This is a genomic window from Asticcacaulis sp., assembly GCF_027484505.1.
GTDB lineage: Bacteria > Pseudomonadota > Alphaproteobacteria > Caulobacterales > Caulobacteraceae > Asticcacaulis.
Genome location: NZ_JAIXSV010000032.1, coordinates 1 through 23,025, shown reverse-complemented (window position 1 = coordinate 23,025; position 23,025 = coordinate 1). Strand labels below are relative to the sequence as shown.

The 23,025-nt window shown below is 60.7% G+C and carries 21 protein-coding genes, 1 other RNA gene and 1 pseudogene; 9 read left to right on the top strand and 14 right to left on the bottom strand.

Annotation, left to right across the window (positions count from 1 at the left end; all coding sequences use genetic code 11):
• Nucleotides 1-419 (bottom strand): annotated as a pseudogene (locus Q0072_RS01830) (molybdate ABC transporter permease subunit); the annotation flags it as partial.
• A gap of 13 nt (nucleotides 420-432) precedes the next feature.
• Nucleotides 433-1,461 carry a sulfate ABC transporter substrate-binding protein gene (locus tag Q0072_RS01825; protein ID WP_298324869.1) on the bottom strand — a complete coding sequence of 343 codons (1,029 nt, stop codon included), beginning with the start codon at nucleotides 1,459-1,461 and terminating at the stop codon, nucleotides 433-435.
• Nucleotides 1,462-1,704: 243 nt separating this feature from the next.
• Between Q0072_RS01825 and metC the strand changes: the two genes are divergently transcribed.
• Together metC and Q0072_RS01815 are read left to right on the top strand one after the other, a co-directional pair.
• Nucleotides 1,705-2,868 carry a cystathionine beta-lyase gene (metC, locus tag Q0072_RS01820; RefSeq protein WP_298324866.1) on the top strand — a complete coding sequence of 388 codons (1,164 nt, stop codon included), beginning with the start codon at nucleotides 1,705-1,707 and terminating at the stop codon, nucleotides 2,866-2,868.
• 67 nt (nucleotides 2,869-2,935) lie between these two features.
• Nucleotides 2,936-3,667: a YafY family protein gene (locus Q0072_RS01815; RefSeq protein WP_298324863.1), complete on the top strand. Its 732-nt coding sequence runs from the start codon at nucleotides 2,936-2,938 to the stop codon at nucleotides 3,665-3,667.
• Between the two features lie 623 nt (nucleotides 3,668-4,290).
• On the opposite strand, the gene Q0072_RS01810 is transcribed toward Q0072_RS01815, so the two are convergent.
• The 6 genes from Q0072_RS01810 to Q0072_RS01785 all read right to left on the bottom strand — a co-directional run bounded on the left by Q0072_RS01810 (nucleotide 4,291) and on the right by Q0072_RS01785 (nucleotide 11,378).
• A complete protein-coding gene (locus Q0072_RS01810) occupies nucleotides 4,291-4,767 on the bottom strand; it encodes an Hsp20 family protein (protein WP_298324860.1) in 477 nt (158 codons plus the stop codon).
• A gap of 265 nt (nucleotides 4,768-5,032) precedes the next feature.
• The gene (gene fba, locus Q0072_RS01805; RefSeq protein ID WP_298324857.1) at nucleotides 5,033-6,073 is read right to left on the bottom strand and encodes a class II fructose-bisphosphate aldolase; all 1,041 of its coding nucleotides are present in this window, start codon (nucleotides 6,071-6,073) and stop codon (nucleotides 5,033-5,035) included.
• Between the two features lie 139 nt (nucleotides 6,074-6,212).
• Nucleotides 6,213-7,406, bottom strand: a complete 1,194-nt coding sequence (locus Q0072_RS01800; protein ID WP_298324855.1) for a phosphoglycerate kinase — start codon at nucleotides 7,404-7,406, stop codon at nucleotides 6,213-6,215.
• A 496-nt stretch (nucleotides 7,407-7,902) separates the two neighbouring features.
• A complete protein-coding gene (gene gap, locus Q0072_RS01795) occupies nucleotides 7,903-8,925 on the bottom strand; it encodes a type I glyceraldehyde-3-phosphate dehydrogenase (RefSeq protein ID WP_126420528.1) in 1,023 nt (340 codons plus the stop codon).
• A gap of 179 nt (nucleotides 8,926-9,104) precedes the next feature.
• Entirely contained in the window at nucleotides 9,105-10,640 is a 1,536-nt protein-coding gene (locus Q0072_RS01790; protein ID WP_298324852.1) for an ATP-binding protein, read from the bottom strand.
• Between the two features lie 12 nt (nucleotides 10,641-10,652).
• Nucleotides 10,653-11,378, bottom strand: coding sequence for a response regulator transcription factor (locus Q0072_RS01785; protein WP_298324850.1), 726 nt, complete (start codon nucleotides 11,376-11,378; stop codon nucleotides 10,653-10,655).
• A gap of 173 nt (nucleotides 11,379-11,551) precedes the next feature.
• Between Q0072_RS01785 and Q0072_RS01780 the strand changes: the two genes are divergently transcribed.
• Nucleotides 11,552-12,019, top strand: a complete 468-nt coding sequence (locus tag Q0072_RS01780) for a hypothetical protein (protein WP_298324848.1) — start codon at nucleotides 11,552-11,554, stop codon at nucleotides 12,017-12,019.
• Between the two features lie 43 nt (nucleotides 12,020-12,062).
• Here the strand turns inward: Q0072_RS01780 and Q0072_RS01775 are convergent, their stop codons facing one another.
• From Q0072_RS01775 to tkt, 4 genes are all read right to left on the bottom strand, one after another.
• On the bottom strand, nucleotides 12,063-12,764 hold the full coding sequence (locus Q0072_RS01775) for a pseudouridine synthase (protein WP_298324847.1): 702 nt from the start codon (nucleotides 12,762-12,764) through the stop codon (nucleotides 12,063-12,065).
• Entirely contained in the window at nucleotides 12,761-13,765 is a 1,005-nt protein-coding gene (locus Q0072_RS01770; RefSeq protein ID WP_298324845.1) for a class I SAM-dependent methyltransferase, read from the bottom strand. The genes Q0072_RS01775 and Q0072_RS01770 overlap by 4 nt, the downstream gene beginning before the upstream one ends.
• 87 nt (nucleotides 13,766-13,852) lie before the next feature.
• A complete protein-coding gene (locus Q0072_RS01765; protein WP_013479141.1) occupies nucleotides 13,853-14,062 on the bottom strand; it encodes a cold-shock protein in 210 nt (69 codons plus the stop codon).
• A gap of 394 nt (nucleotides 14,063-14,456) precedes the next feature.
• A complete protein-coding gene (gene tkt, locus Q0072_RS01760) occupies nucleotides 14,457-16,415 on the bottom strand; it encodes a transketolase (RefSeq protein WP_298324873.1) in 1,959 nt (652 codons plus the stop codon).
• Nucleotides 16,416-16,649: 234 nt separating this feature from the next.
• Between tkt and Q0072_RS01755 the strand changes: the two genes are divergently transcribed.
• Both Q0072_RS01755 and zapA read left to right on the top strand, forming a co-directional pair.
• Nucleotides 16,650-16,973 (top strand): hypothetical protein, encoded by a 324-nt coding sequence (locus Q0072_RS01755; protein ID WP_298324843.1) that lies wholly within the window; start codon nucleotides 16,650-16,652, stop codon nucleotides 16,971-16,973.
• Complete coding sequence (zapA, locus tag Q0072_RS01750; RefSeq protein ID WP_013479138.1) at nucleotides 16,973-17,302, top strand: cell division protein ZapA; 330 nt, start codon at nucleotides 16,973-16,975, stop codon at nucleotides 17,300-17,302. Before Q0072_RS01755 ends, zapA begins: the two co-directional genes overlap by 1 nt.
• On the opposite strand, the gene Q0072_RS01745 is transcribed toward zapA, so the two are convergent.
• Together Q0072_RS01745 and Q0072_RS01740 are read right to left on the bottom strand one after the other, a co-directional pair.
• Nucleotides 17,299-17,688, bottom strand: coding sequence for a glyoxalase superfamily protein (locus Q0072_RS01745; protein WP_298324842.1), 390 nt, complete (start codon nucleotides 17,686-17,688; stop codon nucleotides 17,299-17,301). The two genes, zapA and Q0072_RS01745, sit on opposite strands and share 4 nt — an antisense overlap.
• A gap of 1 nt (nucleotide 17,689) precedes the next feature.
• Nucleotides 17,690-19,972, bottom strand: coding sequence for a glycoside hydrolase family 3 protein (locus Q0072_RS01740; protein ID WP_298324841.1), 2,283 nt, complete (start codon nucleotides 19,970-19,972; stop codon nucleotides 17,690-17,692).
• A gap of 199 nt (nucleotides 19,973-20,171) precedes the next feature.
• On the opposite strand from Q0072_RS01740, the gene ssrS reads away from it, so the two are divergent.
• The 4 genes from ssrS to Q0072_RS01720 form a co-directional block, all read left to right on the top strand.
• A non-coding RNA gene (ssrS, locus tag Q0072_RS01735) (6S RNA) lies at nucleotides 20,172-20,336 on the top strand.
• 307 nt (nucleotides 20,337-20,643) lie between these two features.
• Nucleotides 20,644-21,660, top strand: coding sequence for a TerC family protein (locus Q0072_RS01730; protein WP_298324840.1), 1,017 nt, complete (start codon nucleotides 20,644-20,646; stop codon nucleotides 21,658-21,660).
• A 71-nt stretch (nucleotides 21,661-21,731) separates the two neighbouring features.
• Nucleotides 21,732-22,319, top strand: a complete 588-nt coding sequence (locus Q0072_RS01725; protein ID WP_298324839.1) for a 5-formyltetrahydrofolate cyclo-ligase — start codon at nucleotides 21,732-21,734, stop codon at nucleotides 22,317-22,319.
• Nucleotides 22,319-23,025: TIGR00282 family metallophosphoesterase (locus tag Q0072_RS01720; protein WP_298324838.1), on the top strand; the 707-nt coding region annotated here is incomplete at its 3' end. The genes Q0072_RS01725 and Q0072_RS01720, both read left to right, overlap by 1 nt.

The window sequence follows — 23,025 nt, the reverse complement described above, 5'->3', positions numbered from 1 at the left end:
TACATCGAACAGAGCGACACCCCGGCCACGGCGGTGGGCAGGGCAAACGGCAGATCGACCAGCGCATCGACCAGTCCCTTGCCCGGAAAGTCATAGCGCGTCAGCACCCATGCCACGATCAGCCCGGCAAACAGATTGACCAGCGCCGCCAGAAGCGAGGTGGTGAAGGTCAGTCGCAGCGAAGCCAGTACGCGCGGGTCGCTGATGGTTGCCCATACGCCGTCGATCCCGTGCTCCCACGGGCGCGCCAGAAGCGCAGCCAGCGGCAGCACGACGATCAGCGACAGATAGGTCAGGGTGATGCCCAGCGACAGGCCAAAGCCCGGCAGGACGCGCGCCTTATGCGTCGCCTTGGGCGGCTTGTAGCCTTCGGTGGCCAGCGGAACAGCGCCCGGCGTGGGGGTGGCGTTGATGGTCATTAAGGCCTTGGACTTACTTGTTCAGCTTGACTTGCAGCGCATCAAAGGCCGCGCCCGCCGCAAAGAAATCGGCATGGGCCTTTTTCCAGCCGCCGAAGTCGTTGTCTACGGACAACAGACGCAGTTGCGGGAACGTCTGCGTGAATTGCGCGGCGACGGTCTCATTAACCGGACGGTAGAAGTTTTCGGCGACCAACTTTTGCGCGTCTTCGTCAAACAGGCCTTTCACATAGGCTTCGGCCAGTGCGCGCGTGCCCTTCTTATCGACATTTTTGTCCACCACGGCGACCGGCGGCTCGGCGCGAATCGACAGGGACGGATAGACGATCTCGAAGTCCTTGGCCCCGCTGTCCTTCAGTGCCAGCAAAGCCTCGTTTTCCCAGGCCAGCAGGACGTCGCCCTGACCGCGCTGTACGAAGGTCGTGGTCGAGCCGCGCGCCCCGGTATCAAGCACCGGTACGTTGCGATAGAGGGCTTCGATATAGGCGGCGGGGTCCTGACCATTGGTTTTCGCCCAACCGTAGGCGGCCAGATAGTTCCAGCGCGCCCCGCCTGAGGTCTTGGGGTTAGGGGTGATGACGCCGATACCGGGCTTGATCAGATCGCCCCAGTCCTTGATGCCCTTGGGGTTGCCCTTGCGCACCAGAAACACGATGGTCGAATAGTAGGGGGTCGAATTGTGCGGTAGACGTTTGGCCCAGTCGGCGTTGATCAGGCCCTTTTCGGCAATGGCGTCGATATCGTGGGCCAGCGCCAGAGACACGATGTCGGCATCGAGCCCTTCGATGACCGCGGTCGTCTGCTTGCCGGAGCCGCCATGGCTCTGATTGACCGTTACCGGCGTCTTCACCTTGGTGGCGAAAAGCTTGTTGTAGGCGACATAAAGCTCACGCGTCGGGTCATAAGAGACATTGAGCAGGGTTTTGGCCGCAGTCTCACCGGTCTGACCGCAGGCCGCCAGAGACAGGGCCGAACCCGTGAGGCCAGTCGCGGCGGCGCCTTTGAGCAGCCAGCGGCGGGAAAGAGCAACAGATCGGGTCATGGTCGGTCTCCTGTACGGAAAAGGCCGGTTACGAATGCAATTTGGTAGGAATTTCGCGCGCGTCTTTTTATGCCGCGACAGCCTACCTCATGACGCAGCATATGCCAAATCCATGACAATTGGTCAGGCGACGATTTTTACCGGGTCGGATTAGTCGTTCTAATCTGCGATCCGGTCAATCTTCACTTGCGCCTGACGGCATTCAGCGGCAGAGCAGTCATCGTATACGAAAGGCTCCCTCCCATGCGTGAAACCACCCGCGTCATCTCTCCGGTTCTGGATAAGCCTCGCAGCCGCCGCGCCGTCAATACAGGCGTTGAGCGCGGATCGACCGTGCTGATGGAAAGCGCCGAGGTTTTGTACCGCGACGATATCAAGCCGACCTATGGCACCGAGGGCCTTTCGACGCAGCGCGAACTGTGTCGCCTGCTGGCGGAACTGGAGGGGGCGGAAGAGGCCTTTATCCTGCCCAGCGGTCTGGCGGCGCAGACCCTGCCCATCTTTGCGGTGTTAAAGGCCGGTGATCACGTGCTGGCGGTCAATTCGGCCTATCGCCCCGTGCGCCGATTCCTCGATACGCAACTGGCGCGCTTTGGCGTCGATGTCACCTGGTATGCGCCATCGGCCACGCCGGAAGAAGTGATGGCGCTGGCTACCGAAAAGACCAAACTGATCTACCTCGAAAGCCCCGGCTCGCTGACCTTTGAAATTCAGGACATCCCGGCCATTGCGCAGGCCGCCAAGGCGCGTGGCATCCTGACCTTCTGCGACAATACCTATGGGGCGGGCGTGTTGTTCAAGCCGCTGGCGCACGGGGTCGATATGTCCATGCAGGCCCTGACCAAATATGTCGGCGGCCATTCCGACGTGCTGATCGGGTCGGTGGCCGTCAATGATCCGGCTCTGGCCAAGGCGATTTACGATGCCATCAAGGCCTGGGGTTTCTTTACATCGGCCGACGAATCCTATCTGGCCCTGCGCGGTCTGCGCACCCTGCACCTGCGTCTCAAGCAGTCGGGTGACGGGGGGCTGAAGGTGGCGCAATGGCTCGCCACCCGCCCCGAAGTGATCCGTGTGGTCCATCCGTGGCTGGACAGCCATCCGGGCAGCGATGTCTTCCGCCGGGATTTCAGCGCGCCCAACGGCCTGTTTCTGGTGGTGCTCAAAGGCGATGGCGAACCGGCCTCGCAGCGGTTTCTGAATGCGCTCAAACTGTTCGGGTTGGGCTTTTCGTGGGGCGGCTATGAGAGCCTCGCCGTCAATTGCGAGCCGCAATTTATCGGCCGCCACAAGCTGACCCCCGAAGACCATGCGCCGCTGGAAGGCAGCTATGTACGCCTCTATGTCGGCCTCGAAGACCCAGATGATCTGATCGCCGATATTGAACAGGCTTTGGCGACTTTGTAGATTTTGTTTTTGCTTTGTTCCTTTGTTTGCGATATGTCCGTAAGTGGACTGACGCAGGGGAAGGGATATGTCGCGCGCCGCCCGGCTTTTGAATTTGCTACAGATTTTGCGCCGACACCGCTATCCGGTAACCGGTGACTGTCTGGCGCAGGAGCTGAACGTGTCGTTGCGCACCCTCTATCGGGACGTCGATGCCCTGCGCGCGCAGGGGGCCGATATCGAGGCCGAGGCCGGGGTGGGCTTCCTGCTGCGGCCCGGTTTCATGCTTCCGCCGCTGATGCTGTCGCACGATGAGATCGAAGCTATTGCGCTGGGGGTCAAATGGGTGGCCGGGCGCACGGACAAGGCCATTTCGGCCGCGGCGGTCAATGCGCTGGCCAAAATCAATGCCGTCCTGCCCGACGATATGCGCGACAGCCTGCAAACCACCGGCCTGATGGTGCCGCCGCCGTGGAAGGACGCCGAGGTGACGGAGTTTGAAGACCGTTACCTCAAAATGATCCGTCAGGCGCTGAAATCCGAGCGCAAGCTGATCATGGACTATAGCGATGTAAAGGAGGCGGCGACGGCGCGTATCGTCTGGCCCGTGGCGCTGGGCTTTTACGAGCGGGCGCGGCTGCTGGTCGGTTGGTGCGAATTGCGGCAGGATTTCCGGCATTTTCGTTCGGACCGCATCCGTAACCTGAGTGTTGCCGATGAGCGCTATCCGACGCGGCGCATGGTTCTGCTGAAACAATGGCGCGAGCAGGAAGACGCTATGTACCGGGCCTATGAGGCCCGTCAGGCCGAGACGGCATAGGCGTGTACCAGCCGCGAACGCCCGGTTATCGTAAGAGCGATCCCGTCACGCGATGGGCTTTACCCGACCGTGTCTTCTTTGCGTGCGGTGCCTGTCATATCCTCGCCCATGCCTTTCTGACGCGATGGCAAGTGCCCGGAGCCAAAGCGGTCTGGATCAAACCTGCGGAGGGGTATACCGGTAATCATATCTTCGTGGATGGGGGCGACTGGGTTTTCGACTATCATGGATATGTAAACCGGCAAACATATCTGAGGCATACGTCGAGACGGGCGCAGCAGAGATGGGCGGGTTGGGAAGCCTCACTGATTGAGCTACCTGAAGACGTCCTGATCTCTGAGACAAAATCGAGAACTTATGACGGGCTTTGGCTGCGGCAACCGGATCAGTTCTTGCACGATGCGATGCCCAAGGCGTTGGCCTATCTGGAGCGCTTTGCGGCACCACCGCCTCCCCCGTGAAATAAAAAACCGGAAGCGAGGGGGGCGCTTCCGGCGAAGTTTCGGAGAGGGAGAGGGGGGGGGGCCGCGTCTCCCGCCAGAGAGGAGGGAGACGCAATCCGGTCAGTACGCGCTCCGTGGGTATAATACGCATCCCGCGGAGCAAAAGGTCACGCGACAGGTTTACTCGACGGCTTCCAGCGCCTGCGGGGTGTTGCCGGTGGTCTTGATGGCGATCTGCTTCGGCTTCTTGGCTTCCGGGATTTCGACCACCAGATTGAGGGTCAGAAGCCCGTTGGCCAGTTCGGCCTCGGTGACGCGGATATGATCGGCCAGCTGGAAGCGGCGCTCAAAGCTGCGTTCGGCCAGACCGCGATGCAGGAAGGTGCGCGATCCGTCTTCGGCGTCCTTCTTGCCGGTGACGGTCAGGACGTTTTCCTTGACCTCGATATTCAGTTGATCAGGGCGGAAGCCGGCGACGGCGATTTCGATACGGTAGGCGTCGCCATCCCCGTCGGTGCCAGTGGCGATGCGTTCGATATTGTACGGCGGCCAGCCCGGCGCGGTGTCGGTGCGCGCGGCGGAATCGAGCAGGCTGACCAGACGGTCAAAGCCCACGGCGCTGCGGTACAGCGGGGAAAAGTCGATTTGAGTACGCATGAAAGTCTCCTTATCCAAAGCGAGATCGACAGCGGCGTAGAGCTGTCTTGGGTTGTTGGTTGGATCTCTTGCGCATCCCCGAAACGGGCGATGAAGCGGTCCAGAAAGACCCGGTGTCGGCGTCTTACGTCTATGGATTTGGGGAGGGTTGGGGCCGCTTCAAGAGGGGGCTTCAAAAATTTTGCAAACAAAAAAAGCGCAGGCGAAGGGCCTGCGCTTTTCGATTCTTTTGCCTCTCCGGTAAGCCAGAGGGGTATGATCTGTCTTACGCGAGATAATATTTCGCCATGCTCGACAAAGGCTTGGCCTTGATCTTCGAGGCGTTGCCCGCCGTTCCGAACTGCACGAAGCGCTCATAGCAGACCTGCTGCATGGCTTCCTTGGCGGGTTTCAGGTACGAGCGCGGATCAAAGCCCGCCGGGTTTTCGATGAGATATTTGCGGATCGTACCGGTGATGGCCATGCGGCAATCGGTGTCGATATTGATCTTGCGCACGCCGATCTTGATGGCCTTTTGCAGTTCTTCGACCGGCACGCCGTAGGTTTGCGGCATTTCACCGCCATAGGCGTTGATCAGGTCCTGAAGCTCCTGCGGCACCGAGGACGAGCCGTGCATGACAAGGTGGGTGTTGGGCAGGCGCTTGTGGATTTCGGCGATGACGTGCATGGCCAGCACTTCGCCATCGGGCTTGCGCGAGAACTTGTAGGCGCCGTGCGAGGTGCCCATCGCAATGGCCAGCGCATCGACATTCGTTTTGGCAACAAAATCAACGGCCTGATCCGGGTCGGTCAGCAGTTGCGAATGGTCGAGCACGCCCTCGGCCCCGTGGCCGTCTTCGGCTTCGCCCATGCCGGTTTCCAGCGAGCCCAACACGCCCAGTTCGCCTTCGACCGACACGCCGCAGGCATGAGCGAAATCGACGACGGTTTTGGTCACATTGACATTGTACTCATAGTCGGCGGGAGTCTTGGCGTCGGCCATCAGCGAGCCGTCCATCATCACCGAGGTAAAGCCGTTCTGAATGGCCGTGGCGCAGGTCGCCGGCGAATTGCCGTGATCCTGGTGCATGACGATCGGCAGTTCCGGATAGATTTCGACCAGAGCGTCGATCATCTTGGTCAGCATGGTGTCATGCGCGTAGTTGCGCGCGCCGCGCGACGCCTGAATAATGACCGGGCTTTCGGCCTTGCGGGCGGCGTCCATGACGGCCAGACCCTGTTCCATATTGTTGATATTAAAGGCCGGTACGCCGTAATCGTTCTCGGCCGCGTGGTCGAGAAGCTGGCGCAGACTGATACGAGCCATGATAAATTTCCCTCTTTCATATGCTCTATGGGGACTCCGCGGACCGGCCGGTTTCCGGTCTCAGACCGCGACGTCTGAAAAAATTCTCTTAAATATTAGCCGCTCTGGCTCCCTGACGCCAGAGCGATAGGATTGTCACTTAACCGAGTGCCGAGACGCCCGGCAAGTCCTTGCCTTCCATCCATTCGAGGAAGGCACCGCCCGCCGTGGACACAAAGGTCATGTCCTGCACGACGCCGGCGTGGTTGAGCGCGGCGACGGTATCGCCGCCACCGGCCACGGCGACCAGCTTACCCGATTGGGTTTGCTCGGCTGCAAATTTCGCCGCTGCGACGGTGGCGGCGTCAAAAGGCGGCAGTTCAAACACGCCCAAAGGTCCGTTCCAGATCAGGGTTTTGGAATTGGCGATGACGTCTTTCAGTTGCGCGACCGTCCTGGGGCCCGCGTCGAAAATCTTGTCGTCGGCGCTCAGCACTGCTCCGAGATCGACCGTGCGGTTGGCCGCGTGCGCCTTGAATTCCTGCGCCACGACGACATCGAGCGGCAGCAGGATGCGGCAGCCTTTGGCCTCGGCTTCTTTGAGGATTTCCAGCGCCGTGTCCTTCAGGTCTTTTTCGCAAAGCGAATCGCCGACTTCGTGCCCTTGGGCATAGAGGAAGGTGTTGGCCATGCCGCCACCGATGGCCAGCGCATCGAGCTTACCGACCAGATTTTTCAGCAGGTCGAGCTTGGTGGACACCTTGGAACCGCCGACAATGCCGATGGTCGGGCGCACTGGCGCACCCAGAGCGGCGTTCAGCGCGTCCAGTTCGCGGCGCATGGATTCGCCGGCATAGGCCGGAAGCAAGTGCGCGACGCCTTCGGTCGAGGCGTGGGCGCGGTGGGCGGCGGAAAAGGCGTCGTTGACGTATATATCGCCCAGTGCGGCCAGTTGAACAGCAAATTCGGGGTCATTTGTTTCTTCGCCCGCATGGAACCGCACGTTTTCCAGCAGGGCTACGCCGCCCTGGGGCATGCGCTTTAAGACCTCGGTCGCATCGGGCCCAACGCAATCGCTGGCGAAGGCCACCGTGGTGCCCAGCAAGGCCGACAGGGCCGGGGCGACGAATTTCAGCGACATCTCGGGGACGACCTTGCCCTTGGGGCGGTCAAAGTGCGCCAGAAGGGCGACCTTGGCTCCCAGCTTTTGCAGCTTTTCAATGGTCGGTAAAGCGACCCGCAAACGGGTATCGTCGGTGATCTGGCCGTCCTCGACCGGCACGTTAAAATCGACGCGCACCAGCGCGGTCTTGCCGTGGAGGTCGGTTACATCGTCGAGGGTTTTGAAGGTCATTCGGTTCGTCCTGAAGTCAGCTTAATTGTAGAATGCGTATAGAATTCCAGAGCGTAACAGAGCGCATGAAATTGTAAGAAAAATGTGAACCATAGAAAACAGAATGAGCGGTAGCCAAGTATTGACCACGCTATGCGGTGGTGTGATTTTCTTTTCTATATAAAACACTAGAAGGAAAATTTGCGCGATGAGCAAGCCATAATGAATAAGAATGGCCGCCCCAGCGGTGTCAGGGTTACTTTTAAAACTGAAAACCATTGCGTTAAAAATAATCGCGAAATAGGGCAAAATGCCCCCTATCAACAGTGAAATGGCTACAGTTGACAGTCCTAGTAAGGTGTTCGATTTTGATGGTTCTAAAGCCAAAGGCAATTTCATTTCCGCTTTAACCCTCACCACCATTTCTCAGCAATTTACGCAGTTAGCCTCTGCTGAAATCAGGGGAGGTGCTTAGAGTGTAAAACCCCGCCGGAGTGCTCCGGCGGGGTTACTAATATTACAGGAACTTGCCCAGCGCGACGGCGGTGTCCGACATGCGGGTCGAGAAGCCCCATTCATTGTCGTACCAGGTCAGGATGCGCACGAACTGACCGTCGATGACCTGCGTCTGTTTGAGCGCGAAGGTCGAGGAGGCCGGGTTGTGGTTGAAGTCCGACGAGACCAGCGGCTCATCGGTATAGGCGAGGATACCCTTCATCGGGCCGTCGGCGGCGGCGATGATGGCGGCATTGACCTCTTCGACCGTGACCGGGCGCGACGGCACGATCTTGAGGTCCACCACCGAGACGTTCGGGGTCGGCACGCGGATCGACGAGCCGTCCAGCTTACCCTTCAGGTGCGGCAGGACGAGGCCCACGGCCTTGGCGGCCCCGGTCGAGGTCGGGATCATGCTGAGCGCCGCCGCGCGGGCGCGGTAGAGGTCCTTGTGCATGGTGTCGAGCGTCGGCTGATCACCCGTATAGGAGTGGATGGTCGTCATATAGCCGCGTTCGATGCCGCACAGGTCCGACAGGACCTTGGCCACCGGCGACAGGCAGTTGGTGGTGCACGAGGCGTTGGAGATGACGGTGTCTTCGGCGGTCAGGGTGTCGTGGTTGACGCCATAGACGATGGTCTTGTCGGCATTGTCGCCGGGAGCTGAGATGATGACCTTCTTGGCACCGGCTTCGAGGTGGGCCGAGGCCTTTTCCTTCGAGGTGAAGATGCCGGTGCATTCCATGGCAATATCGACCTTGAGCGCCGCGTGCGGCAGCTCGGCCGGGTTCTTGATCGCCGTCACCTTGATCGGGGCGTAGGTCTTGCCATTGGCGGTGATGATCAGGCTGTCGCCTTCGACCTTCACTTCGGCCGGGAACTTGCCATGCACGGAGTCGTAACGCAGCAGGTGGGCGTTGGTTTCGACCGGGCCGAGATCGTTGATCGACACCACTTCGATGTCGGTACGGTTGTTCTCGATGATCGAACGCAGAACCAGACGGCCAATACGACCAAATCCGTTAATCGCCACACGTAAAGTCATTGTCACATCCCTTGTGCTCAGGGCCGTCGAAACCGGCGGCAAATCCATGTTTTTGCGACCTTGGTTTTGTCCCTAAGTTTCGCCAAGTCAAGCGCAAAATGCCATCATGCGGCACGTGGTAGCGCTACCCGGTGCACGCCTTGTTTCGCAAGGTAACAGGCTGGGTTTGGGCGATGCTGTCAGGCTAACGGCAGGGTCAGCAGGGCGTCCAGCCCTTCGACGCGACCGTCGGTGAAGCGATTTCGCAGGGTTAAGGTGCCCTGATGCGCTTCGGCCAGCGCGCGGGCAACGCTGAGCCCCAGCCCGGCTCCGCCGGTGTCGCGGTTGCGCGAGGTTTCCAGCCGGTGGAAGGGCTCAAACACCGCCTCCAGCGCCTCTTCTGGCACACCGGGGCCGTTGTCACTTAGGGTCACTATCACCTGATCGCCGTCACGCTGCACGCTGAGGCGCGAACCGCCTGCATAACGGTGAGCGTTTTCAAACAGGTTGCACAGAATGCGCTTCATGGCGATGCTGTCGGCCATGACGGTCAGGCCCGGTTCTATCGGACCCGTCTCCACATTATGCAACTCCGCCATGTCCTCGGCCAGACTTTCGGCCAAAGCGCTCAGATCGAGGCGCACCACGTTCTGCGCCATCTTGTCCGCCGAAGCAAAGGTCATGGCCGAGCGGATCAGGCTGTCCATATGGGCGATGTCCTGAGCGATCTTGTCGCGCTCTTTGGCGGGGAGGGTTTCGATACGCAGCCGCAGCCTCGCCAGCGGGGTTTTCAGATCGTGGGCGATGGCGGCAATGACGGCGGTGCGGCTTTCGACGTGCTGACGGATACGCACCTGCATGGCGTTCAGCACCTGCGTCGCCCGGCGCACCTCCGCCGGCCCGCTTTCTTTCAGCGGTTCGGCGGCGCGGTCGAATTCGAGCTTAGCGGCCCCTTCGGCCAAGGCCGCGATCGGTTGGGTCAGGCGGCGCGATAAGAGCCAGGCCAGAGGGGCAATCAGGGCCGCGGTCAGCAGGAAGCCCAGCAACAGACTGACCTGCCACGGTTCTGGGAACTGTCGCGGTGGGATCAGGCTGCGGTAGCGCCCGTCCGGCAACTGAAGCGCCGCGCGGAAGGCGGGGAAGGTGATCTGCTCATTGAAACCGGTCGGCAGGCTGTTGATTAGAAAGGCCTCGCGCATCCGGTGCAGGGTGGCGCCGTCCGGGGTTGCACCCGGTGGCGGGGCAGACGGATGCCCCATATTGGGGCGACCGGCGCGCTCGACAAACACGCCCTGAAAGCCGGGACCTCGCTCCCCCTGATCCGGCAGGCGAAAGACCATGCGGTCCGGGCCGAAGCGGTTGCGGCGAAAGTCCGGGCGGCCGTCGATAAACACGCGGTTTTCCGGCACCTTGAGGGATTGCGCCAGCCTCTGGCGCATCAGCCGTTCAAAGCCGTTTTCACCAAAAGGATGCGCCGGCTTTTCGCGGATAAAGGCGGGTGGGGTGCCGAGGGTTTCGGTTTTGAGCATGCGGCCATTGCGCAGTTTGACCTGCCCCTCGCTGAGCGCCCTGGCCGCCTCGTTCAGCGTGTAGCCTGAGGGTTTGGGCGGCGGCATCAGCACCACCAGCGCAATATTGATCAGGATAGAGATGATCAGCACGAAGACACACAGGCCCATGACCTGCGTGAAGATGGGCAGGCGGGTCAGGTATCGCGGCAGGGGGGGCAGGGGCACGGCGGGGGATGCTTATTTTAGAGGACGAAACATATAGCCGATGCCGCGAATGGTGCGTATGATTTCCTCGCCATCGTTCGCCTCATCGTTCAGCTTGCGGCGCAGGCGGGAAATCTGCACATCAATCGCGCGGTCGAAATTGTCGCTGTTGGGCCCATGCAGATGATCAAGGATCTGATCACGAGTGAGGGCGCGGCCAGGGCGTTCCAGAAACACGCGCAGCAGTTCAAATTCGGCATTGGACAACGCCACCTGCACACCGTCGGGACGTTGAAGCGTGCGTTTGATATTGTCGAGCGTCCAGCCGAAAAAGGTTGTCAGCGGTGATTTTTCACCCTGACCACGGCCGTCGCCGCGCCGCATCACCGCCCGGATGCGCGCCAGCAGTTCGCGCGGGTGGAAGGGTTTGGCCAGATAGTCATCGGCCCCCAACTCAAGACCCACTATGCGGTCGATCTCCTCGCCCTTGGCCGACAGCATAATCACCGGTGGGCCGCCCTTCTGGTTCAGGCGCTTGCAGATCGACAGGCCGTCCTCGCCCGGCATCATATAATCGAGCACGACCAGACCGATATCGCCGCGTTGCAGCACCTTGTCCATCTCACGCCCGCTGGCGGCGGTGTGGACCTCGAAACCGTTCTGGCTGAGGAAGCCCGAAATCAATTCGCGGAGGTCGAAATCGTCATCGACGACGAGGATGTGCGGGCGATTGGGGCTGGCGGCGGTGTCGGGCGTCATGAGATATCTTACATGTAATCAGGAACAGGCGTGACTTATGACGCGACATCTGGGTCGCAGAATGTCGCCCCGGACACACCAAGACACATTTTGGACAAATTTCAACCAACACTGAAATTCTGAGGACATTTCGAGCGTGCATTCTGAGGTCTCCAGATGTTGGGAGACACCCCATGACACGTAATCGCCTGTTCCTGTCCGGCCTTGTTGTCGGCAGCGCCCTGATCGTCGCGAACCTGCCCGTATGGGCCGAGGACAAGGCGGCCCTGCCACCCCCACCGCCTGTTTTTGAGGCGATGGACAGCAATAAGGATGGCCAGATCAGCAAGGCCGAGTTCGAGGCCTTCCGGCCGCCGCACTGTGCCCCGGAAGGTAAAGACGGCCCTGATGCCAAAGGCCCGCCGATGGGGCCGCCCCGGCTGGAGACGCTGGACAGCGACCAGGATGGCAAGCTGTCGTGGGCGGAGGTTTCGGCCCCCCTGAAAGCGCGTTTCGATGCCGCCGATAGCAATAAAAACGGCTTTATCGACGCGGATGAGCGTTTGGCCCTGCCCAAACCGCCACAGAGTCCGGACGGCAAGGGCCCCAAAGGCGACGTCCTGAGGTTCCATCATGGCGCATGCGGGCCACAGAAGAAGTAGGCTTTTTAAAAACGGTCTGGGGGCCCCCTCTGAGACCGTTTTTTTAACCTTGCACCAGTCCGTCGCGTTCGGCAGGCGTTAGAAGGCGCCATTTTCCGGGCCGCAAATCGCCCAGCGTCAGGTCACCCATCTGCGCGCGGTGCAGGGCTTCGACATGGTTGCCGACGGCGGCGAACATGCGCCGCACCTGATGATAACGCCCTTCATAGAGGGTCAGGCGCGCGGTCTTTTCGCCCGTTTGTTCCATTGCCGCCGGTTTGAGTGGTGTCTTTTCCGACTCCAGCATCAGCTCACCGGAGGCAAAGATCGCCGCCTCAGGGCCTTCCAGCGGCCGGGCCAGTGTCACCTCATAGATTTTGGCGACGTGGTTTTTGGGCGAGATAATGCGGTGCAGATAGTCGCCGTCATCGGTAAACAGCAGCAGGCCTGACGTCTCCGAGTCCAGCCGTCCGACGGTGGACAGGACGGGCTTACGCTCGCTGAAACGGTGCGGCAGCAATTCATAGACCAGCTTGCCCGTGTCTTTCAGCGAACAGACATAGCCGGTCGGCTTGTTGAGCATCAGCACCACGCCGTGTGCCGGATCGAGCGGGCGTTCATTGAAGCGGATGTCCTCATGGGCAGTTTTGGCATCGTCTTTCAGGGCATTGCCCTCGGCATCGGTGACGATACCCATGCGGATATATTTCTGCACCTCCTTGCGCGACCCGTAGCCAAGATTAGCCAGAAGTTTGATCAGCCTCATTTAATCCCCCGATAGACCTTATAGTCGCGGTCTTCGTGCAGCAGGCTGACGCTCTTGAAGGCCGCTTTCAGTCCGGCCTCGTAGGGCAGGTGGCGGTTAGCGACCATATACAGGCTGCCGCCGGGTTTCAGTGCGGCGGCGGCACTGCGGATAAAGGCCTGCCCCAGTTCCGGCTGATCGGCGCGTCCGGCATGAAACGGCGGATTGGAGACGATAAAGTCATAGGGGCCGTCGATGCCCTTGGTCACGTCGTGCCAGCGGCAGGCGATCCGTTCGCCATAGGCTTTGAGATTGAGTTCGGCCAACTCGACCGCCCGCTGTTCGGCTTCATAGAGGTCGAGGCGCACCTCCGGATGGCGGCGCAGCACCTCATCACTCAGATAGCCGTAGCCGCCGCCCAGATCGGCCCCGCGTCCGTTTAAGGTCGGCAGGTGCGCCACAAGTCGCTCAGACCCCGCATCAATGCGGTCCCAGGCGAACAGGCCGGGACGGCTTTGGAAACGCCCGTCAAGGATCGGGCGCGCTGCATCCAGCGTCCGCCACTGCGCTAACTGATCGGCGTTGATGGCGTCGGTGGTGGCCCAGAAGGCGCGGCACTTGTTCTTCGACAGCGAGGCGACATTCCCGCACAGGGCTTTCAGGTCGCTTTCGACCGTCTTCGCCCCTTCGAGATTGGAGACACAGGCCAGCACGATGCCACCCGGTTCGGCGCTTTCGACGGCACGGGCCAGAAGGGCGCGGTATTCTTCGCGCTGACGCGGCGGCAGAACGATCACCAGCGGATAACGCCCCATGTCGGCGGCTTCGCGCAGGGTGAAGCCCGCCTGCTTCAGCCGGTCGTGTTCGGGTTTAAAGCTCTGCTCGCAGATCAGGCGCGTGCGGTCCACACCGCTCAAAGCCGCACCATAGCGGGCGCGCAGGAAAAGGGCCGAGGTGGCGGGCCAGTCGATCAGGCCATCATCGAACGGGCGGAGCAGGGTATCGAGTACAGGGTCTTGCATCGGGGGCTTTTGGCACAGCCGCCGCACAAATGCAAAAAAGCCGCCCCGGATGGAGCGGCTTTTTCATTCAGCAAAAGCTGAAAAGGCTTAGGCGACCTGAAGGTTTTCAGCCGACATCTTGCCCGAACGCTTGTCGCGGGCCAGTTCGAAGGTGACCTTCTGGCCTTCGTTGAGGCCGCGCAGGCCCGAACGCTCAACGGCCGAGATGTGAACGAACACGTCGTTGCCACCGTCGTCCGGCTGAATGAAGCCATAACCCTTGGTTCCGTTGAACCACTTAACCGTACCTGTGCTCATGATGAATTCCTTTCAAAGGCAGCGTGGTAGTCGTCGATCTATGAAAGGAAGTTCGCAGATACGGCCGGGGCCGCAGTAGAAAGTCGCAGTTCAAAAGTCGATGCGTAAGACCGTACAGGTATAGGGACGGCGCGTCAAACACCAAAGGGCCGATCACGCGGCTTTGACCGGTGCAATCGGTTTCTGTGGCCTTTTGATCTATGCAAAAGGCGCGGACCGAAGCCCGCGCCCGCTAGATCATTATGTTTCTAACAGAAATCATAATGATCCAGATTTTTGTTTAGCCCCTCGCCGGGCGGTGGCTTCGCCACCTTGGCCGCCGCCTCAATGGCGGCTTGAGCGGAATGATTCCAGTAGAAATCATTCCGCTCTAGGTTTGCACCTGAAGGCAGGATTAACCCGCCTTGGTCGCCAGTTTCGTCGTCACTTTTTCGATCACGGCCTCCTTGGTGATGCCGAACTGCTTGTACAGCACGTCCTGCGGGGCCGATGCGCCGAAGCCGTTCATACCGACGAAGATACCGTCCTGACCAATAAAGCGTTCCCAGCCCAGCGACACCGCCGCTTCGATGGCGACATTAACGGGTGCTGAGCCGATGACTTCGGCCTGATATTTGGCCGGTTGACGATCAAACAGCGCCCAGCACGGCGTCGAAACGACGCGGGTCGGGATGCCTTGCGCTTCGAGCGCCTCAGCCGCCGCCACGGCGACTGAGACTTCGGTGCCCGATGAGAAGATCGACACCTTAGCCGGAGCCGACGCGGCTTTCAGCTCATAGGCACCTTTGGCCGACAGGTTGCCGCCCTGATGGCGCACCGCCGGGACCTTCTGACGCGACAGCACCATCAGGGACGGCGTTTTGCGCTCCAGCAGCGCCGCCTTCCAGCATTCCGCCGCCTCGACAATATCCGCCGGACGGAAGGTCAGCAGGTTCGGCATGGCGCGGAAGCTGGCCAGATGTTCGACCGGCTGGTGCGTCGGGCCGTCTTCGCCGACGCCGATCGAGTCGTGCGTCAGGACATTGATGACGCGAATCCCCATCAGGGCCGCCAGACGGATGGCCGGGCGCGAATAGTCGGAGAAGACAAAGAAGGTGCCCGAATAGGGGATGATGCCGCCGTGCAGCGCCATACCGTTCAGCGCCGCCGACATGCCGAATTCGCGGATGCCGTAGTGCACGTAGCGACCGTCATAGGCCGGGGCGTCGAAGGCGGTCATGCCCTTGACCAGCGTGTTGTTCGAGCCGGTCAGGTCGGCCGAGCCGCCGATCATTTCGTCGATATGCGGCACAAGCTGCGCCAGAGCCGCCCCGGACGCTGAGCGCGTCGCATCGCCCGCCTTCAGCTCAAGTTGCTTTTCGATGTGGGCATCGAGGGCGTCGAACGCATTGGCGGGCAGGTCGCCGGTCATGGCGCGTTCAAAGGCTTCGCGCTGCGGATGCGCCTTCAGGGCCCCTTCCCACGCCTTGCGCGGACGCGCGGCCTTACGACCGGCGGCCTCCCACGCTTTCTTGATTTCGGCCGGAACGGTGAAGGCCTCGGCAGTCCAGCCCATGGCCTCACGCGCCGCGGCGATACCGTCATCAAGAAGGGTGTAGCCGTGCGAATGGGGGTCGCCCTCCTTGGGGCCCGCGCCCTTGGAAATCAGCGTTTTGCAGGCCAGAAGGACCGGCTTCGACTGCTGCGTGGCCCAGCGCATGGCCGCCGCGATCTTTGAATGGTCGTGGCCATCGACGGCCTTCACGGCCCAGCCCGCTGCCTTAAAGCGCGCCAGTTGATCGCCGGTTTCGGCAATGGTCGCCACGCCGTCGATGGTGACGTTGTTGTCGTCCCACAGCACGATCAGCTTGTTGAGTTTCAGACGCCCGGCCAGAGAGATGGCTTCGTGCGACACGCCTTCCATCAGGCAGCCGTCACCGGCGATAACCCAGGTGCGGTGATCGACGATCTCATCGCCAAAGCGCGCATTGAGGTGGCGTTCGGCCATGGCCATGCCCACGGCGGTCGCCAGCCCCTGACCCAGCGGGCCGGTGGTGCATTCAACGCCGGCCGTGTGGCCGTATTCCGGGTGGCCGGCGGTGGTCGAGCCCCACTGACGGAAGTTTTTGATGTCGTCCATCGACACCGACTTGAAACCCGTCAGGTGCAGCAGTGAATAGATCAGCATCGAGCCGTGACCCGCCGACAGCACGAAGCGGTCGCGGTCGGCCCAGTCGGGCTTTTTCGGATCGTATTTGAGAAACTTCGTCCAGAGTACGGTCGCCACATCGGCCATGCCCATGGGCATTCCCTGGTGGCCGGACCTGGCGCGGTGCACCGCTTCCATCGACAGGACGCGAATCGCATCCGCCATCACGGTCGGGGACGGCTTGGCAGCGGGGAGGCCAGGGATCGGCGGCAGGGACATGGCAATCTCAACAGATGAACGCGAAGGGGGGGTGAGGTTGCGCGGTCCTTTAGCCCATATGCCGGAGAATGGCCATATTCGAGTTTTAGGAATTTGGTTCCGCAGGGGTGTACGGGGCTAATTTTCGCCTTTCAGGCTGCATGACTTGTGAAGCAGCCCTTTAGGAAGTACAGTCAACCCATGGAAAATGCTCAGAACACGGCTCAGCTTTCTCCGGTCGCGGGCGCCAGCCTGACAGCGGCGGTCGAGCGTCTGGACAGCGCGCTCAATGCGCTTGAAACCCGTATCCGCGATCTGCAAGGTCGCAGCGTCGATCACAGTGTTGATCTGGGCGGCGATTCGTCCAGCGCAGAGGCGGCGGCAGAGGCTCGTCGCCTTCAGGACGAAATCGGTGCCCTCAAGGCTCGCGAAAAGGCGCTGGAAGTGGCCGCTTCGGAGGCGTTTGAGGCGCTGGGCGTCGCGGCCAAAGATATCCGTCAACTTCTCAACGAGCAGGCCGCCTGATGGCTGAGGTTACGGTCAAGGTCAATAACAAGCCCTATACGGTGGGCTGCGCCGACGGTCAGGAAGCGCGCGTTCAGGAACTGGCGCGCGTCTTTAACGACCACGTGGAAATGGTGGTATCCGATGTCGGGGCGATCGGCGAGGTGCGCCTGTTCCTGATGGCGTCGCTGCTGCTGGTCGATGAGATGGAAGAACTGCGCGCTCAACTCGAAGAGGCGCAGTCGGCGCAGGCGCGCATGTCGGCCGGGGCCTTCGAGATCGAACGCAAGGCGGCCTTTGCCATTTCGGACGCCGCGGAACGGCTGGAAAAGCTGGTCGGCGAAGTTTAGGCGCGGCCTTCGTCGCTCACGCGACCGAATTTAAGCAAGTTACCGTGCGGGTCATGGATGTAAAATTCCGTCATGCCCCACGGCCTCGGCAGAATTGGCGACAGGTGCAAAAGTCCCTTTTGCCGGAACTCTTCGTGCAGCCTGTCTATTCCGCCCCCGCGAATATAGACCGCGCTCTGTTCGCACAGGTCGCGGCGATCCGTCAGCCAGAAGTGCAGTTCGATTGGTGAACCGAAGGCATCGCGTCTGAGGATCAGATAGTTGTGATCCTCAAACACGGTGGCATCGAAACCCAGAAATTCGCTGTAGAAGCTCTGGGTTTCGCTCAGTGACAGGCTGGGCAGGATAGGCAGAACCTCAAGGCGATCGTCCTCTGCCGCTCCCATCCTATTTGCCTCTCACATCGTACTTTTGCGCGTTCAGCGTGACCGTGGTCTTGCTGACGGCATCGGTGGCCGAGCGGGCGAGGATCACCTCGTAAGCACCGGCGGCGACGTTCCACGTCTTTGACGCGCTGTCGAAGCTGGCCAGCAGGCGCGGATCAACCGTCACCGTTACCGTTTTCGACTCGCCGGGTTTCAGCGCCACCTTGTCCCAGCCGCCGAGGCGCTTTGGCGCTTCCCAGCCGGCCGAGGCGGGGGCCGAAACATAGACCTGCGGTACGTCCGAAGCGGCGACCTTGCCCGTATTGGTTACGGTGAAGCTGACGCTCAGCTTATCGCCCGCCGTCGAGGTTTTCAGGTCGTTGTAGCCGAAGGTCGAATAGGTCAGGCCGTGGCCGAAGGCGAACAGGGGTTTCAGGCCCTTCTTGTCGAACCACTTATAGCCGATGGCCGCGCCTTCGATGTCGTAATTGACCTGGGTGCGGATGGTCTCGCTCTTGGGGTCACCGTCCAGCTTTGGACGCGGCAACTGATCGAGCGAGGCGGCAAAGGTCACCGGCAGGCGTCCCGACGGCGAGATTTCACCGGTCAGCACGCGCGCAATGGCCGTGCCGCCCTTGGTGCCGGGATACCAGGCTTCAACCACCGCCCCGACCTTGGACAGCCACGGCATGAAGACCGGCCCGCCCGTTTGCAGCACGACGACGGTCTTTTTATTGGCCTTGGCCACCGCGTCGATCAGGGCGTCGGCGTTTTCATCGAGCTTCAGTTCGGCATCAAGCGATTCGCCCGTCCACTGGGTGCCGAACACGATGACCACGTCCGCGCCTTTGGCCGCCTTCACCGCCGCCTTGACGTCCTTGCCGTCATGATAGACGACCTCAGCCTTGCTGCGGGCTTTCAGCGCTTCGACCGGCGAGTCCGGATAGTAGGTGAGGGGGCCGGGGAAGGCCTTGGGGCCAAGGCCCAGATCCTTGACCGGATTACCTCCCTGACCATAGACCTGCGACGAGCCGCCACCGGAGATGACGCCCTTATCCGCATAGCCGCCGATGACGACGATCTTTTTGGCGGTGGTCGCCAGCGGCAGCAAGCCGGTGTTTTTCAGCAGCACAATGCCGCCTTCGGCATCGGCCTGTGTGACGGCGGCGTGTGCCTTGAAGTCGATCTGATCTTCGGCCACCGGCACGGGCTTGTCAAAGGCACCGGTCGAGAACAGGCCCCACAGGATGCGGCGCGCCATATCATCAAGACGCTCTTGCTTCACAAAGCCGTTTTCGATCGCTTCTTTCAGCGGCCCGGCGAAGTAGTTGCTCTTGTCGAACGGATAGCCCGACTGCTGATCGAGACCGGCATTGGCGGCCGGGATGGTCGAATGGGTCGCGCCCCAGTCCGACATTACATAGCCCTTGTAGCCCCAGTCTTTTTTGAGGACTTCGTTCAGCAGGTAGTCGCTTTCGCAGGCATAGACATTGTTGACGCGGTTATAGGCGCACATCACCGAGGCCGGATTGCCGGTTTCGATGGCAAACTGAAACGCCAGAAGGTCGGATTCACGCCCGGCCTTGTCCGAAATGTTTGACGAGGCGGTGAAGCGATTGGTTTCCTGCGCATTATAGGCGTAGTGCTTGACCGTCGAAATGATGTGGTTCGACTGGATGCCGCGGATCTGCTCACCGACGATGATACCGGCCAGCAGCGGGTCTTCGCCGCCATATTCGAAGTTGCGGCCATTGCGCGGTTCACGCATCAGGTTAACCCCGCCGGCCAGTTGCACATTAAAGCCCGACAGGCGCGCTTCGCGGCCGATCATCGCCCCGCCCTTGAAGGCCAGATCGCGGTCCCAGGTCGCCGCTGTGGCCATGCCCGATGGCAAGGCCGTGCGCAGACGCGGCTTATCACCTACCTGAGAGGCGACGCCGACGCCCGCGTCGGTTTGCCACTGGTTCGGGATGCCCAGACGCGGCACACCAAAGACAAAGCCGGCGGATTGGTGGTGGCTTTCGACTGGCGGCTTCCAGTTCAGCCCGGCAATATCGCCGCGCGCATTGAGCCAGTCGGCGGCGGTGGCGAAATGACCGAAGACGAGTTTCAGCTTCTCGTCCTGCGTCATTTCCTTAAGCAGCAGTTCCGTCCGGGTGTCGGTATCCAGCCGGGTGTCGGTCCATGGCGTGGCCTTGGGGGCCTCTGCGGCTGCGGCCGGGGCCTGAGCATAGGCGGGTGCGGTGGAGGCGAAGGCGAAGCCAAGGGCGGCGGTCGCCAGCAGGCTGAGCTTAAAATGGCGCATGATCGGTGTCCCTGGAATGGTTTTGTGGTTGGGCAATTTCATAAGCCGGGATCGAATGTCTGTGAAGTCAGTTTTTATGACATCGATGTCTTTTTTGGAATGGCTCAGGACAAATCGCCGCTTTATGAGGGATTTACAAAAGCCTGTGGTCGTCCCCCTTGTAAGGGAGCGGCGTTGCGCCTAGATTGTTTGACGGCGGGTCGTGCTGCGGCTCACGTCAGCGAACACCTAATCCTTCTGACCTTAATCTCTTAGAACGGGAGCTGTCCCTGACTGGGACCGTGGTCCCTATCATATGGCTCCCACCTGATACGTCAGGTCTGAGTGGATTTAAACGCTTCGCAACGGTTCCCGTGGCGCCGCCACCCCTCCGGGGTGGCGAAGCCACATTCTCTAAGTTTCTCAGGGCGCCGCCACCCCTATGGGGTAGCGAGGTTTTGACCGTCTTTCATTAAACCGCGCAATCGTTACAATCCCAACTTGACAGTCACCGCCTTCGTCTGGAATAAGGCGGTTATCCTCAGGGAGTAGCCAGATCGCCGCGTGTGATCGTTTGATGTCGTCAACACGAGCCTAGCTCCGGCATCAGACACCGTTTCGGCGGAATGGCGAGACTGAGGGCGGGTCTGACCGACCTGTCCTAGCCAACCCTTAGAGATTGAGTCTCACCAATGGAAACCATTGCAACGCCCCTGATGTGGGGGACGTTCGCGGCCTTTGTTGTTGTCGCGCTGTTTATCGATTTTTTTGCTCTGAACAAACAAGGGGCCCACAAGGTCTCGATGAAAGAAGCGGCCATCTGGTCGCTGATCTGGGTCGCCACCTCCTTTATTTTCCTCGGCATTATGTGGTGGGAAATGGGTGGGCTTTCGGGCGATGCCGCCGCCAAGGCTCTGGCCAATACCAAGGCGCTCGAATTCACCACCGGTTACCTGGTCGAAAAGGCGCTGGCGGTTGATAATATCTTCGTCTTCCTGATGCTGTTCACCTATTTCGCCGTGCCGGCGGAGTATCAGAAGCGCGTGCTGATGATCGGCATTCTGATGGCGCTGGTCCTGCGCGCAGGTATGATCGTGGTGGGGGCATGGCTGGTGGCGCAGTTTCACTGGGTGCTCTACGTTTTTGGCGCGTTTCTGGTGTTCACGGGCTTCAAAATGTGGCTGGCTGCCGGTCAGGAGCCTGATCTGGAAAGCAATCCGGCCCTGAAATGGGTGCGCAAGACCTTCACCATCTCGCCCCATTACGACGGTGAGAAGTTCTTTACCCGTATTGATGGCAAGCGCATCGCCACGCCGCTGCTGATCGTGGTCATCCTGATCGGTATTATCGACGTGGTGTTCGCGGTGGACTCGATCCCGGCCATCTTCGCCATCACCACCGATCCGTTTATCGTCCTAACCTCCAACGTCTTCGCTATTCTGGGCCTGCGCGCCATGTATTTCCTGCTGGCCGGGATGCACGAAAAGTTCCATCTGCTGCCCTATGGTCTGGCGCTGGTTCTGGTCTTTGTCGGTACCAAGATGCTTCTGATCGACGTCTATAAGATACCGATTGTGTGGTCACTCACTGCCACGGCGTCGATACTGGTCCTGACCATGATCCTGTCCATTCTGGTCAAACCAAAGGGCGACGCTCACCCGACCGGGGCCTTCCCGTTCGATTCGAAGAAGAAAAACGACGAAGAGTAACCTTTTGCCCCCTTTGGTTCCCTCCGGAGGGGGCTCTTGCTTTTTAGGGTCTGGCATGGCCTTAAAAGGGCATGTCAGACGCCAAACCCGCCTTGCGCAAAGAGATGAAGGCCCGCCGGACCGCCCTGGCCGCCGCATCGCCGGATGCGGGCGAATGGCTGGCCGAGGCCTTTGTTGCACGCGGGGTGTGGCCCAAGGCGTCGGTCGTGGCCGGGTTTCACCCGATAAAGGATGAGATCGACCCCCGACCTCTGATGCGGCACTTTCAGGCGTGCGGCTACGCTCTGGCCTTGCCCAGCATCGAAGCGGAGGGGCGCATGATCTTCCGCACCTGTACCCTCGACGCGTCTCTGGAGGCAGGCCCGTTTGGTACACAGCAGCCGCGTCCCGACGCGCCGGAGGTGTTCCCCGATCTCATTCTGGCACCGCTTCTGGCCTTTGATCGCGAAGGCGGGCGACTGGGTTATGGCGGCGGCTTTTACGACCGCGCTTTGGACTATCTTCGCTCGGTAAATCAGAGTAATGAAAATCCATTGCAAGTGTGGGGCGTGGCCTTTTCCGCTCAGGCGGTCGCCTGCGTGCCCACCGAATCCCACGATCAGCGTCTCGATGCCGTCCTCACCGAACAGGGTGTCGTCGAGATTAGAAAGAACACCTGATGCGTTTTGCTTTTTTCGGTGATGTGGTCGGCCGCGCCGGCCGCGACGCCGTTTCTGAACATCTGCCCTTTGTGCGCCGGGCGCTTGACCTCGAATTCGTTATCGTCAATGCCGAAAACGCCGCTTCTGGTTTTGGCGTGTCGGAAAACACCGCCAATCAGTTGTTTGAGGCGGGGGCGGACTGCCTGACGCTCGGCAACCATTCCTGGGACCAAAAAGAGGCTCTGACCTATATTGTGCGTGAGCCGCGCCTGATCCGCCCGCTCAACTACCCACCTCTGGCCGATGTGCCGGGGCGGGGGGTTAATCTGTTTGAAACGGCGTCGGGCAAGCGGATTCTGGTGATGAACGCGCTGGGTCTGGTGCATATGGCGTCGATGGACGACCCGTTTGCGGCGGTCGATAAGGCGCTGGAAAGTGCGCCGCTGGGCCTCGTGGCCGATGCGGTGGTGGTAGATATCCACGCCGAAGCGACGTCTGAGAAAATGGCCATGGGGCATTTCTGCGACGGGCGCGCTTCACTGGTGGTGGGCACGCACACCCACGTGCCGACAGCCGATGCGCAGATCCTCCCCGGCGGCACCGCCTATCAGACCGATGCCGGGGCCTGCGCCGATTACGACAGCGTCATCGGCATGGACAAGGAGGAGCCGCTGCGTCGCTTCACCACGCGCATCGGCAAGGAGCGCTATAAGCCGGCTTCAGG

What these genes read in the sequence shown, in the direction of transcription:
- Q0072_RS01825 (WP_298324869.1), bottom strand. Translation starts at nt 1,461, where the DNA reads ATGACCCGATCTGTTGCTCTTTCCCGCCGCTGGCTGCTCAAAGGCGCC.
- metC (WP_298324866.1), top strand. Translation starts at nt 1,705, where the DNA reads ATGCGTGAAACCACCCGCGTCATCTCTCCGGTTCTGGATAAGCCTCGC.
- Q0072_RS01815 (WP_298324863.1), top strand. Translation starts at nt 2,936, where the DNA reads ATGTCGCGCGCCGCCCGGCTTTTGAATTTGCTACAGATTTTGCGCCGA.
- Q0072_RS01810 (WP_298324860.1), bottom strand. Translation starts at nt 4,767, where the DNA reads ATGCGTACTCAAATCGACTTTTCCCCGCTGTACCGCAGCGCCGTGGGC.
- fba (WP_298324857.1), bottom strand. Translation starts at nt 6,073, where the DNA reads ATGGCTCGTATCAGTCTGCGCCAGCTTCTCGACCACGCGGCCGAGAAC.
- Q0072_RS01800 (WP_298324855.1), bottom strand. Translation starts at nt 7,406, where the DNA reads ATGACCTTCAAAACCCTCGACGATGTAACCGACCTCCACGGCAAGACC.
- gap (WP_126420528.1), bottom strand. Translation starts at nt 8,925, where the DNA reads ATGACTTTACGTGTGGCGATTAACGGATTTGGTCGTATTGGCCGTCTG.
- Q0072_RS01785 (WP_298324850.1), bottom strand. Translation starts at nt 11,378, where the DNA reads ATGACGCCCGACACCGCCGCCAGCCCCAATCGCCCGCACATCCTCGTC.
- Q0072_RS01780 (WP_298324848.1), top strand. Translation starts at nt 11,552, where the DNA reads ATGACACGTAATCGCCTGTTCCTGTCCGGCCTTGTTGTCGGCAGCGCC.
- Q0072_RS01775 (WP_298324847.1), bottom strand. Translation starts at nt 12,764, where the DNA reads ATGAGGCTGATCAAACTTCTGGCTAATCTTGGCTACGGGTCGCGCAAG.
- Q0072_RS01770 (WP_298324845.1), bottom strand. Translation starts at nt 13,765, where the DNA reads ATGCAAGACCCTGTACTCGATACCCTGCTCCGCCCGTTCGATGATGGC.
- Q0072_RS01765 (WP_013479141.1), bottom strand. Translation starts at nt 14,062, where the DNA reads ATGAGCACAGGTACGGTTAAGTGGTTCAACGGAACCAAGGGTTATGGC.
- tkt (WP_298324873.1), bottom strand. Translation starts at nt 16,415, where the DNA reads ATGGCGGATGCGATTCGCGTCCTGTCGATGGAAGCGGTGCACCGCGCC.
- Q0072_RS01755 (WP_298324843.1), top strand. Translation starts at nt 16,650, where the DNA reads ATGGAAAATGCTCAGAACACGGCTCAGCTTTCTCCGGTCGCGGGCGCC.
- zapA (WP_013479138.1), top strand. Translation starts at nt 16,973, where the DNA reads ATGGCTGAGGTTACGGTCAAGGTCAATAACAAGCCCTATACGGTGGGC.
- Q0072_RS01745 (WP_298324842.1), bottom strand. Translation starts at nt 17,688, where the DNA reads ATGGGAGCGGCAGAGGACGATCGCCTTGAGGTTCTGCCTATCCTGCCC.
- Q0072_RS01740 (WP_298324841.1), bottom strand. Translation starts at nt 19,972, where the DNA reads ATGCGCCATTTTAAGCTCAGCCTGCTGGCGACCGCCGCCCTTGGCTTC.
- Q0072_RS01730 (WP_298324840.1), top strand. Translation starts at nt 20,644, where the DNA reads ATGGAAACCATTGCAACGCCCCTGATGTGGGGGACGTTCGCGGCCTTT.
- Q0072_RS01725 (WP_298324839.1), top strand. Translation starts at nt 21,732, where the DNA reads ATGTCAGACGCCAAACCCGCCTTGCGCAAAGAGATGAAGGCCCGCCGG.